Source organism: Stenotrophomonas sp. TWI1183 (assembly GCF_039673115.1).
In the GTDB taxonomy this organism is placed as follows: domain Bacteria; phylum Pseudomonadota; class Gammaproteobacteria; order Xanthomonadales; family Xanthomonadaceae; genus Stenotrophomonas; species Stenotrophomonas maltophilia_AA.
The window spans coordinates 332580-344719 of sequence record NZ_JBDJKZ010000001.1 but is presented as its reverse complement, the minus strand read 5'-3'; the positions used below and the strand labels follow the sequence as shown (position 1 = coordinate 344719).

Below are 12140 nucleotides of genomic sequence, written 5' to 3'. Positions count from 1 at the left end.
GTACAATCCCCCGACGTCTCCGGGGGAAACCGCCATGTCGCCACCCGCCATCGGCCCTGCCGCCCGCGCACTGGCAGACCGTGAGTGCAGGGCCATCGCCGATGCGCTGGCGCTCCAGCCGGATGTCCACGATGCCGTGCATCGTGCACGCAAGACGATACGCCGCCTTCGCGCGCTGCTCGCCGTGCTGGAGAGCAGCGAACTTGAGACCGCCCGGACTGACGCGGCCCTGCGTCGGCTCGGGCAGGGATTGTCGGCATTGCGCGATGCACATGTGGTGGTGGAGACCTGCCAGCACCTCGCCGCGCAGCATCCCGCCCGGCCGTGGGAGGAGGTGTGCAGGCGGCTGACGGCGCGGCGCGACGTACTCCTCGCCCGGGCGCTGGCGCGGGACCCGGCCTTCGCACGCCGTCAGGCGGCACTGGTGCGTATCGCGGGCGACCTCCAGGCGCAGCCATGGGACGCGCTGAGAGCGCGTGATCTCCGCAAGGGTCTGGCGCGCAGCGAACGTCGTACCGCCAAGGCGGAGAAGCGCGCCGCCCATACCGGGGATCCGGAGGACCTGCATCGCTGGCGGCGCAGAGTGCGTCGCCTGCGGATGCAGTTGGAGGCGCTGCCCGCGCTGGACAGTGCGCTTGCGGCCTCGATCAAACGGAAAGGACCGGGCCACCAGGCGCGCGCCCTGCATGCGCTGGGCGATCAGCTTGGCAGGCAGCAGGACCAGCGGATGGTCCGCAACCTCGTGCGGGTGATGCCGGGCGTGCCGGAACGGCGTGCCCTGCTTGCGCAGATCGATGCCGCACTGGCCGCTGTGCCCGGCTGAGCGGCGCAGGCGCAGCGCTCAGGCCCCCGCGACGCTACGCAGGCCGGCATGGCCGGCTGTCCTGGGCGGTTTGTACTCGCAGCGCGGATACCCCGAGCACGACTGGAACGCGCCATACGGCCCGCTGCGCGGCACGATCACGCCCACCTTGCAGGCCGGGCACGCCTGCTCGTGGATCGTCTCGCCGGCCATCGAGGTCACCCGCACCGCGCCGTCGTTGACCAGCTCGCTCAGGAAGGCGGAGCGGCGGCCCTGCACGGTGAACATCGCCACCGAGCGGCGCGCACGCGTCAGCGCGACATAGAACAGGCGGCGCTCCTCGCCGAGCGGATAGGGATCGCTGTCCGGCATCGCCAAGGTCAGGACCGGGTCATCGGCGCGGGTGTTGGGGAAGCGGCGATCCAGCATGCCGGGCAGGATCACGTAGTCCGCCTCGGCCCCCTTGGAGCGGTGCGCGGTGAGGAAGCTGACCTCCATGAGCTGCCCATGGCGGGCGCGCCACGTGGCCGGCAGCAGGGCGCGGTCGGCGTTGTAGCGGCCGAGCACGAAGACGCTGACCTTGCCGTCGCGGCCCGGCGGTACCTGGCCGCTCAGCAACTGCTGGTGCAGCTGCTGCAGATACTGCTCGACCGCGCCGGCCAGCCGATCGCGCGAGGCAACCTGGAAGGCCTGCAGCACCGCGCCATACGCGGGCGTGACCGAGTGGACGTCCTTGGGGATCTGGGCGGGATTGCGTGACACGAAGGCACTGGAGACATCACACAGCGCCTGCGGGCAGCGGAAGGTCTGCTCGAGCTTGAGCACCTGGCCCTGTCCGAACCACGCCACGAAACCCGTCATCATCGACACGTCGGCACCGGCGAACCGGTTGATCGACTGCCAGTCATCGCCGACCGCGAACAGATGCCTGCCCGGTGCCTGCACCAGCGCACGGCACAGCCGCGCGCGGGCCCGCGAGGCATCCTGGAATTCGTCGGCCATCACCAGGTCGAACGGGGCCACGTAGCGTCCCTGTTCGAGGTGTTCGGCGGCCTGGTTGAGCATGTCCTCGAAGTCGATGCCGCCTTCGGCGACCAGCGCATCGTCCCAGCCCTCCAGGATCGGAAGGATCAGTTCGAGGAAGAGGCGGTAACGGTGCTTGAAATGATCGTCGGGCAGGCGGCGCAGGCGCTCGACCATGTCCTGCATGTCCAGCCCGTTGCTCTTGGCGTGGCTGATGAAGGTGCGCACCAGGCCGATCAGTTCCGTATCCGGCATCGGCGTCGCGCCGCCTTCGGGCAACGCGCGGTCCGGGTTCGGATCGAGCACGACACCGTGCCGTGACAGCGCCTCGCCCAGCCGCACGAACAGTTCGCCGGTACGCAGCTGGTGAGAGGTGGTTTCGATCCGCTCGTTGCCGTGACGGGTGCCTTGGCGGCCCTCGTGATGCGCCGGCGCACGGCCGTGAAGGTCCGGGGCGAGGTGATCGTGATGCAGCGCAATGCCTGGATAGTGGAAATCCGGGCGGTACTGGCGGTACTCGTCCGTCCCGGCATCGAATGTGTCGCGTCGCGCATAGACGTACTCCACGCCGCTGTAGAACAGCCAGTCGGCGATCACGCACTCCTCGATGCTGCGCGCGCGCTCGCCGCGCAGCGTCCGCACGTACCCCTGGCCGTCCTTGTCCCATTCCTCGGCGTCCAGCGCACCGCCGATGACGGGCAGATCGCGGCCGAACACCAACCGGAACATGTCCCACTGCGTTCGGAAATGCAGGGAGCGGTCTTTCAGCGCATCGATGATCTCGGCCAGCCGATGGAAGCCCTGCGTCGCGTCCACCGCCCAGTCCGGCACCTGCGGCATGCGCCCGGTCGCCTGGGCGATGATGTGCCGGCCCAACGCATGGAACGTGCGTGCTTCCACCCGCACCCCATCCAGGCCGACGCGCGCGAAGGCCCGGTCGGCACGCGCCTGCAGTTCGGCCGCGGCATCCTTGTTGAAGGCGAGCATGACGATACGTTCGGGTGCGACCAGGCCGCGTTCGATGGCGTAGGCCGCCTTGGCGACCATGGTCGAGGTCTTGCCCGAGCCGGCCGCGGCCACCACCTGGACGCGGTTGTCGAAGCAGATCACCGCGCGGGCCTGCTCATCGGTGAGGGGGCGGCTTTCGACACGGTCCAGCAGCGGGCGGCTGGCGACCCGCTCGCGCGCCTGATGGGCTTCATTGCGGCGCGCCCACATCGCTGGCCAATCGGCCAGCCACAGCATCAGCGCTTCCTCGATCACCGAGGGGTCGCCCTCCAGTTCGCTGCGCAAACCGGCGTCATCGAACACCGCCCACAGCGCTTCTTCATCGAGCGGCAGGCTGGGGCGCGCCTGCAGCAGGGCCTGCTGCTGCTCGTGGGTCAGCCACAGCGACTCCTCGTCGGCGAGATCGGTGGCGGTCTGCACCTGCGTGAGCCAGCGCTGGATCGCGGCGTGGGCCTGCCCGAACAGGGCGACATGGTCACGCTGGCGCTGCGCTCCACGCTGCGCGTCCAGTGCCGCCACCAAGCCGCGCGCGGACGCCGCTGAAAGGCCGCCGAGCGTCAACGGGGCGTGGCCCTCGCGATGCAGGGTGAGGCGCGCCCAGGGCAGGCGCGGGTGCACCTGCAGCGCGTCCAGCGGCGCGTGATAGACCTGACCGTCGACGGTCAGGACCAGCTGTTCGTCTGCCAGGCGCAGCTGCCAGTGCGGCGATCGCGTCAGGCGTTGACCCCAGTGGCTCGGGGCCCATTCGTACGTCATCGGTGTTTCCAGGTGCGGCCCTCGTGGCGGCCGTGGCCGGGGCAGCACGAGTGGCGCGGTGTGAGCGGACACCCATGATAGGGGAAATAAAAAAAATCCCCGCGCGCTTACTGCTGCAGCACCGGCGCGCTGCGCGAGCGGCGGTCCACCAGCATCGCCACGCCCCACAGCAGCAGGCCACCCAGCGCGGTCGCCGCACCGACGTAGCCGGTCACGGCCGGGCTGAAGCCGGCGCCGATGGCCATGCCACCGAACCACGGGCCGAGCGCATTGGCGGTATTGAAGGCCGCATGGTTGGAGGCCGCGGCCAGCGTCTGCGCTTCACCGGCGACATCCATCAGGCGGGTCTGCAATACGGCCGCCAGTGCGCCCATGGTGCCGACCGCGATGATCATCGGGAACACGCTCCACACCGACTGCGCGGCGATCGGGAAAGCCAGCAGCACGATGATCGACCAGACCAGCACCACGGCCGCCGCGCGGAACTGGAAGCGGTCCACCAGCCAACCACCGGCCACGTTGCCGATGATCGCGCCGACGCCGAAGATGCCCACGGCCAGCGGCATCCACGATTCGGCCAGGCCGGTGACCTGCACCAGGGTCGGGGCGAGGTAGGTGAACACGCAGAACATGCCGGCAAAGCCGACCGAGCCGATCGCCAGTGCCAGCCACACCTGGGTGCGGTTGAAGGCGCGCAGCTCGCGCATCGGCGAGGTCCGGACTTCATCCGGATCGGGCAGCAGGAAGCGCGCGATCATCGCCACGGTGGCGATCGCCAGCACGCTGACCAGGGCGAACGCGGTGCGCCAGCTGACCTGCTGGCCGAGCCAGGTGGTCAGCGGATTGCCGACCAGGATCGCGACCGACAGGCCGAGCAGCACCTTCGATACCGCCGCGCCGCGCTGGGCGGGCGGACTGATCGCGGCGGCCACCAGCATCGCCACGCCGAAGTAGGCGCCGTGCGGCAGGCCGGCGACGAAGCGCGCGAGCAGCATCGTGCCGTAGTTCGGCGCCAGTGCGCTGGCCAGGTTGCCGATCGCGTAGAAGCCCATCAGGGCGAGCAGCAGGCTGCGCCGGGCGAAACCGGCACCGGCGAAGGCAAGCACCGGCGCACCGACCACCACGCCGATGGCGTAGGCGCTGATCAGGTGGCCGACCTGGGTCTCGCTGATCGACAGCCCACGGCTGATCTCCAGCATCAGTCCCATGCTGGCGAACTCGCTGGTGCCGATGGCAAAGCCGCCCAGCGACAAGGCCAGCAGGATCAGGGTGCGCTCGCGCGGCGAGAGCCGGGCGGCCAGGGAAACGGGGGAGGAGCTCATGCGGGCAGGACGTGACCAGAAGGCGGCCGCCTATTGTACTGCTGCGGCGCAACATACTGCCGACCCCTGCGCTGGGATGCTGTGGTGCGTGAAGGTCGTGATCTCCCACAGGCCCTGTCGGCGCAGCGCCATGATGCAGGGTAGCCCTGACATATCCGCCCGTGTACAGTCCGGGCGATGGGTCCGGCTACGCCGTGTTCACGTCCGAACGGCAAGGATCACCCCCCCGCTGCTGTCGCTGGAAACAGGCGCGTAGCGAGGGGGGCGTTGTTGTGGCGACGCGACGACGGGGCGTATGCACGACGAAGTGAAAGAAACGCGTACGGTGCGACCCAGGCGCCGGCGCAGGCCGTAGCGCCCTGTGGGGCGCGTCATGGAGGATAGGGTTTGTCCACGCAGAAGATTGTTGTTCCCGCCGTCGTCATCGTGTTGACCGTGATTGCCGGCTACTGCCTTGCCGGGTATCTCACCTTGTTGTTGCTGGGCCTGGATACCGGGCTGTTCAAGTGGAACACCTATCTGCAGTACCTGCAGGCACTGGATCAGCCCGTCGTGGCGCCGTACGTGACCAAGATCAAGCTGGCCGGCGTGGTCGGTTTCGGGCTTCCGCTGCTGCTGTCCCTGGTGGCGATGTTCCTGATGTTCCGGTCGAAGAAGACCTCGCTGCACGGTGACGCGCGCTTTGCCCAGGCTGCGGACCTGGCCAGGCACGGGCTGTTCAAGAAGACCGGCAACGGCATCGTGGTGGGCCGCTTCGGCGGCAAGCTGGTGCGCCTGAGTGGCCAGCAGTTCGTGATCCTGGCCGCCCCGACCCGCTCGGGCAAGGGCGTGGGCGTGGTCATCCCCAACCTGCTCGAGTACGACGAGTCGGTGGTGGTGCTGGACATCAAGCAGGAAAACTTCGACCTGACCAGCGGCTGGCGTGCCAGCCAGGGCCAAGAGGTGTTCCTGTTCAATCCTTTCGCCGAAGACCGCCGTACCCATCGCTGGAACCCGCTGAGCTATGTTTCCGACGACCCGGCCTTCCGCGTCTCCGAGCTGATGAGCATCGCCGCGATGCTGTATCCGGACGGATCGGACGATCAGAAATTCTGGGTCAGCCAGGCGCGCAACGCGTTCATGGCCTTCAGCCTGTACCTGTTCGAGAACCGCGACGATGCGCGCAGCAACGGCTTCCCCGGCGAGGCGCAGGACATGCCCACCCTGGGCGCGCTGTTCCGCCTGTCCACCGGCGATGGCAGCGACCTCCGGAAGTACCTGCAACGCCTGGCCAGCCAGACCTACCTGAGTGGCAACGCCAAGTCGGCCTTCGCCAACCTGCTGTCCCAGGCCGATGAGACGTTCGCTTCGATCATGGGCACCTTCAAGGAGCCACTCAACGCCTGGATCAACCCGGTGCTGGACAAGGCCACCAGCGGCAACGACTTCCTGCTGACCGACCTGCGCAAGAAGAAGATGACCATCTATATCGGCATCCAGCCCAACAAGCTGGCCGAAAGCCGCCTGATCATCAACCTGTTCTTCAGCCAGATCATCAACCTCAACACCAAGGAACTGCCCAAGTCCAACCCGGACCTGAAGTACCAGTGCCTGCTGTTGATGGATGAATTCACTGCGATCGGCAAGGTCGACATCATTGCCTCGGCGGTGTCCTACATGGCCGGCTACAACGTGCGCCTGCTGCCGATCATCCAGAGCATGGCCCAGCTCGATGCCACCTATGGCCGGGATGTGTCGCGCACCATCATCACCAACCACGCCCTGCAGATCCTGTACGCGCCGCGGGAGCAGCAGGATGCCAACGACTACTCGGAGATGCTCGGCTACACGACCATCCGCAGGAAGAACGTCACCCACGCCCGCGAGAAGACCCATAGTTTCACCGAGGAGCGACGCGCGCTGATGCTGCCGCAGGAGCTCAAGGCAATGGGCAACGATCACGAGGTGTTCCTGTACGAGGGCATCCCGCACCCGGTGAAATGCGACAAGATCAAGTACTACAAGGATCGCTACTTCACCTCGCGCCTGCTGCCGAAGACGTCCGTCCCGAACCTCAATATCTGATCAGCTTGGCATCAATTGTGTGATGCACGTCAAAGAAGTGACGTTTGAAAACGTTTTTTTGCTCGTGATTTGACGCGGAATTGACGCTCGCCTGTGGCATCGTGTTCATGATGGTGAGCTGCTTTCGTCGTCGTTTTTGTCTGGCATGCGACGCGGAAGCCGAGCATCGAATCGTTGCAGGGAAGTCATGGACGGCATTGTTGAAGTGATGTGGATGTGGGGCGATGGGGCCGGGCAGTACGCCCGGGGCGCCTGCACATCGGTACGTGCAGCCACGGGCTGCACAAGCGGGCGGGGGCCGATCGCAGTAGTCCAGGATGTTTCATCACTCCATCTGCCATAGCCAACTGCGTCCGGGTCTTCCACCCGGTCCAGTGAGTTGCTGCCAGTCAATCGAATCAAGCCGCGTTACGTACGTCATAGGGAAGTCCGTATGAAGCAAGCGTATCTGTCACAGGGATTCATCGTCGCCGCCGCCGCACTGATGCTGGCCGGCTGCGCCACCAAGCCGGCCCCGGATATCGGCGGCCGCTGGAAGCCGGTCAACCGCTTCGCCAGCACCACCATGGAAATTCCGCTGTACACCAGTTACGTGTACCAGGCCACGCCGATGGACGGCACGCTGAAGACCATGCTGGAACGCTGGGCCAAGGATTCGGGCATGACCCTGGATTACCGGATCAGCTCGGACTACACGCTCTACGGTGCCGTCTCCGGCATCGGGACCACCAATCCACAGCAGGCGATGGTCGACCTCAGCTCCGCCTATGCGGCGCAGGGCGTGTCGGTGTCCATCGTCGGCAATCAGATTGTCGTGCAGGCCGCTGCGTCGCCCACCGTTTCGGCGGCTGCGGCCGACGCGTCCAGCGGCAGCTGACGCGGGTCGAGTATCGGTAAACGTGATGCTCCCCGCGTACCGCGCAGGGGTGCCGCGCCCATTGACGTTCCAGTAGTACGGATGAACCCATGTTCCGAAAGAAGGAAACAGGCAGTAGCCAGAAGGTCGACCAGGCGGTCGCCAAAGCGGTGAGCTACGAGCTGACCGTGGCCGACATGGCACGCCGCAGCGAGCGCCGCGCATGGTGGGTGGCCACGGCCTCGCTGGTGATGTCGCTGGCCCTGGCCGGCGGCTATTACTACATGCTGCCGCTGAAGGAGAAGGTACCGTTCCTGGTGATGGCCGATGCCTATACCGGTACGGCGACCGTGGCGCGGCTTACCGGCAACTTCGAAAACCAGTCCATCACCGCCAGCGATGCGATCAACCGCAGCAATGTGGCGCAGTACGTGATGGCGCGGGAGTCCTACGACTTCGCGGTGATGGGGCTGCGCGACTGGCAGTTGGTCTTCGTCATGTCTGATGACCTGGTGGGCGGCTCGCTCAGGGCGCGCTATGCCAACAACAACCCGCAGAGCCCGTTCAACATGTACGGCAAGGAGCGCGCGATCCGGGTCAAGATCCTCAGCATCACGCCGCTGGAGGCGCAGGCCAATGGCGGCTTCCGCGGCGCTTCGGTGCGTATCCAGCGCAGCCTCTACGACAAGACCAAGGCGACCACCACCTATCTGGACAACCAGTTGGTGACGCTGCGCTTCCGCTATGTGCCGAATCTGGCCTTGAACGAACAGGAGCGCATCCTGAATCCGCTCAGTTTCCAGGTGTTCGAGTATCGCGTGGACAACGATTACTCGCGCGGCGTGCCCGGCCCGGACCAGGCCGCATTGCAGCAGCAGGCCGCCCAGGCCCAGCAGATCGCCCAGCAGGGCGTGTACGACCCGAACAACCCGGCGGCAGCGACTATGGTGATCGACCCGACCACCGGGCAGCCGATGGTGGTGCCGGCACCCGGCGCTCCAGGGCAGGCCTATCCGGGCCAACCCGTGCCGGGCCAACCGGTGCAGGGCGTGCCGCCGGTTCCGGGGCAGCAGATCCAGGGCCAGGGGATGCCTGGCCAGGCAATGCCGGGGCAGGCAGTGCCCGGACAGCCGGCAATGACGCCGGCGCAGAACAATTCCACCGGAAGTGCTGATGGAGCAAGCAACCGATGAGTAGTCGAAAAGTCAGAGGGCGCGCATGGGCGTTGGTGTCGATGCTGTCATTGTTGTTCTCCGCGTCCGCGTTCGCGCAGGCAGTGGATTATTACGAGTATGAAAAGGACCGCATCTACCCGGTGCGTACCGGCCTGGGCCTGACCACCCAGATCGAATTGAGCCCGGACGAGAAGATCCTCGACTACAGCACCGGCTTCAGCAGTGGCTGGGAGCTGACCCGTCGCGAGAACGTGTTCTATCTCAAGCCCAAGAACGTCGACGTCGACACCAACATGATGGTGCGCACCGAGACCCATTCCTACATCTTCGAGCTGAAGGTGGTGGCCACCGATTGGCGCCAGCTGGAACAGGCCCGTCGAGCCGGTGTGCAGTACAAGATCGCCTTCAACTATCCGGCCGATACCGAATTCGGCATCGCGCAGGAGGCCGTGAAGGAGGAAGCCAAGCCGCTGCTCAGCACCGAGCTGGCCAAGGATCGGCAGTACAACTTCGATTATTCCTATTCGACCCGGCGGGCCAAGAAGATGGGCTGGCTGGTTCCGGTCAATGCGTATGACGATGGTCGTTTCACCTACCTGCGTCTGCCCAATTCGCCTGAGTTCAAGACCGGCATCTTCCCGGCGGTGTTCGGACGGGATACCGAATACGGTGAAGACTTCGTGGTCAATACGACCGTGGAAGGCAACAACCTGATCGTCCACGGGACCTACCCGTACCTGGTCATCCGCCACGGCGAGTTCGTCGTCGGCCTGCGAAGGAACGTCAAGAAATGAGCCAGAACACTACGCCCGGGAATGATCCGTACGACGGACGTGAGCAGGAGCAGGGGCCGCAGGGCAATGGCCCAGCTGCCGGAGAAACGCATTCGAATCCGTACTTCGGCACGGCGCAACCGGCGCAGACGCCGGACCTGGATGCCGCTGCGCCGCAGCTGCGCTCGGCCGAAGAGCAGCGCCTGAACCGCAAGGCCCTGGCCTTCCTTGCCGGCATCCTGCTGCTTGTGGTGGCCATGGGGTATCTGCTGCTTCGCGGCTCTGGCGACAAAGACGCCAAGCCGGTCACCGGAACGCCGGTCACCTCCACCCCGGAGCTTCCGAATCTGAACCAGGGGGCGCCGGTGGTGCCGGTGGCGCCGGCCGATCCCATCCCGATGCTGCCGCCCTCGGAGGCCAACACGCAGCCGACCCTGGTCCCTCTGCAGTCGCCTGAGCCGATGGGGCCGCGCGTTCCCACGTTGCTGGAGCGTCGCCTTGCCGGCATCGACGGCGCGGCAGCCAATGGCGTTTCCGGTGGCCCGCCCAATGGCCAGAATCCCGCCATCGAGGCTGCTGCGCGCAGCGCGATGATGGCGCAGATGGGGGGGCAACAGCCCGGCGGTCCCGCCAGGCTCCAGCGTGGTCCCGATGTCGAGGACGTATCCAATGCAAGCTTCATCCGCAGCCCGGATGCCTTGCTGGTGCGCGGCACCTATCTGCGCTGCGTACTGGAAACCCGCATCATCACCGACTACGCCGGCTACACGTCGTGCCTGCTGACCGAGCCGGTGTATTCGATCAATGGTCGCAGCCTGCTGCTGCCGAAGGGCTCCAAGATCTATGGCAGCTACGGCGGCCGCCCGACCGGCAAGCGTGTGGAGGTGATCTGGGATCGCATCACCACGCCCAATGGCCTGGACGTGGCCATGTCCAGCCCGGGTATCGATGGGTTGGGCAGTGCGGGCCATCCGGGCCAGTACGACGCCCATTGGGGCGCGCGCATTGGCTCGGCGCTGATGATCAGTCTGATTGCCGACGCCTTCAAGTACGCCGCCGCCGAGAACGGCCCGGAAACCACCACGGTCACCGGCAGCGGTCTGGCCGTACAGTCGCCCTATGAGAGTGCCACCGCGCGGACCATGGAGCGGCTGGCTGGCGAGGCGCTCAGCGAGCGTAGCCCGCCAACCGTGACCATCAACCAGGGCACCGTGCTTGCCGTCTATGTCGCCAAGGATGTCGACTTCTCCGATGTGCTGTCCCAGCGACGTTGATCGAGTGAACTGAATCATGGATGCCGAAGTGGCCCCCCTAGCTCTGGTTTCAAGCGATTTCCTGCGCTATCAGTACGAAGTGCTGGGCATCGCCGAGTACATGAATTCGCCGGAGGTGACGGAAATCTGCATCAACCGTCCCGGCGAGCTGTACCTGGAAACCCGGGCAGGGTGGCAGCGGGTGGAGGTGCCGGGACTGACCTTCGAACGGGCCCGGCAGTTCTGCACTGCAGTGGTGAACGAAAGCAACACCGGCCAGCGCATCACCGATGCCGACCCGGTCGTGTCGTTGACCTTCCCGACGGGTCAGCGCGCCCAGTTCGTGATTCCGCCGGCGTGTGATGCCGGCAAGGTGTCGATCACCATCCGTTTGCCGTCCAAACACACCAAGACGCTCAGCCAGTACAACGAGGACGGTTTCTTCAACCAGATCCTCGAGCAGGACGGCAGCATCAGCGAGCAGGACCGCGAGCTGCTGGAGCTGCGCCAGTCGCGCGATTACGCCGAGTTCTTCCGGCGTGCGGTGATATACCGCAAGAACATCGTGGTGTCCGGCGCCACCGGCAGCGGCAAGACCACCTTCATGAAGGCGCTGGTCAACCACATCCCCGATGAAGAGCGCCTGGTCACCATCGAGGATGCGCGCGAGCTGTTCATCAGCCAGCCCAATGTCGTGCATCTGCTCTACTCCAAGGGCGGGCAGAGCGCCAGCAACGTCACCGCCAAGAGTTGCATGGAAGCGTGTCTGCGCATGAAGCCCGAACGCATCATCCTGGCCGAGCTGCGTGGCGACGAGGCGTTCTACTTCATCCGCAACTGCGCCTCCGGTCATCCCGGTTCGATCACCAGCTGCCACGCCGGCAGCCCGGAACAGACCTGGGACCAGCTGGCGCTGATGGTGAAGGCATCCAGCGAAGGCTCGGGGCTGGAGTTTGCGGTGATCAAGCGTCTGCTGATGATGACCATCGATATCGTCGTGCACATCAAGGCGCACGTCGGGTCGCGCTACATCACCGGCATTGATTTCAATCCCGGCCGTGCGCAGGGACAGGAGGGCTGAACGATGAACGACATGAAGACCGGACAT

At 65.9% G+C, this 12140-nt stretch carries 9 protein-coding genes; 7 read left to right on the top strand and 2 right to left on the bottom strand.

The annotated features are described in order from the left end of the window. Positions 1-34 precede the first annotated feature (34 nt). A complete protein-coding gene (locus ABE434_RS01630) occupies positions 35-823 on the top strand; it encodes a CHAD domain-containing protein (protein ID WP_346477560.1) in 789 nt (262 codons plus the stop codon). Positions 824-841: 18 nt separating this feature from the next. On the opposite strand, the gene ABE434_RS01625 is transcribed toward ABE434_RS01630, so the two are convergent. Both ABE434_RS01625 and ABE434_RS01620 read right to left on the bottom strand, forming a co-directional pair. Further along, positions 842-3589 (bottom strand): UvrD-helicase domain-containing protein, encoded by a 2748-nt coding sequence (locus tag ABE434_RS01625; RefSeq protein WP_346477559.1) that lies wholly within the window; start codon positions 3587-3589, stop codon positions 842-844. Between the two features lie 107 nt (positions 3590-3696). After that, complete coding sequence (locus ABE434_RS01620; RefSeq protein ID WP_346477558.1) at positions 3697-4911, bottom strand: MFS transporter; 1215 nt, start codon at positions 4909-4911, stop codon at positions 3697-3699. Positions 4912-5298: 387 nt separating this feature from the next. Between ABE434_RS01620 and ABE434_RS01615 the strand changes: the two genes are divergently transcribed. From ABE434_RS01615 to virB11, 6 genes are all read left to right on the top strand, one after another. Beyond that, positions 5299-6975, top strand: coding sequence for a type IV secretory system conjugative DNA transfer family protein (locus ABE434_RS01615; RefSeq protein ID WP_179458636.1), 1677 nt, complete (start codon positions 5299-5301; stop codon positions 6973-6975). A gap of 433 nt (positions 6976-7408) precedes the next feature. Continuing rightward, positions 7409-7852 carry a hypothetical protein gene (locus ABE434_RS01610; RefSeq protein WP_346477557.1) on the top strand — a complete coding sequence of 148 codons (444 nt, stop codon included), beginning with the start codon at positions 7409-7411 and terminating at the stop codon, positions 7850-7852. A gap of 89 nt (positions 7853-7941) precedes the next feature. Next, positions 7942-9024, top strand: a complete 1083-nt coding sequence (locus ABE434_RS01605; protein ID WP_346477556.1) for a VirB8/TrbF family protein — start codon at positions 7942-7944, stop codon at positions 9022-9024. Continuing rightward, positions 9021-9800 (top strand): TrbG/VirB9 family P-type conjugative transfer protein, encoded by a 780-nt coding sequence (locus tag ABE434_RS01600; protein WP_346477555.1) that lies wholly within the window; start codon positions 9021-9023, stop codon positions 9798-9800. The genes ABE434_RS01605 and ABE434_RS01600 overlap by 4 nt, the downstream gene beginning before the upstream one ends. Next, on the top strand, positions 9797-11053 hold the full coding sequence (locus tag ABE434_RS01595; protein ID WP_346477554.1) for a TrbI/VirB10 family protein: 1257 nt from the start codon (positions 9797-9799) through the stop codon (positions 11051-11053). Before ABE434_RS01600 ends, ABE434_RS01595 begins: the two co-directional genes overlap by 4 nt. Positions 11054-11069: 16 nt before the next feature. After that, positions 11070-12113, top strand: coding sequence for a P-type DNA transfer ATPase VirB11 (gene virB11, locus ABE434_RS01590; protein WP_319207051.1), 1044 nt, complete (start codon positions 11070-11072; stop codon positions 12111-12113). Positions 12114-12140 lie beyond the last annotated feature (27 nt).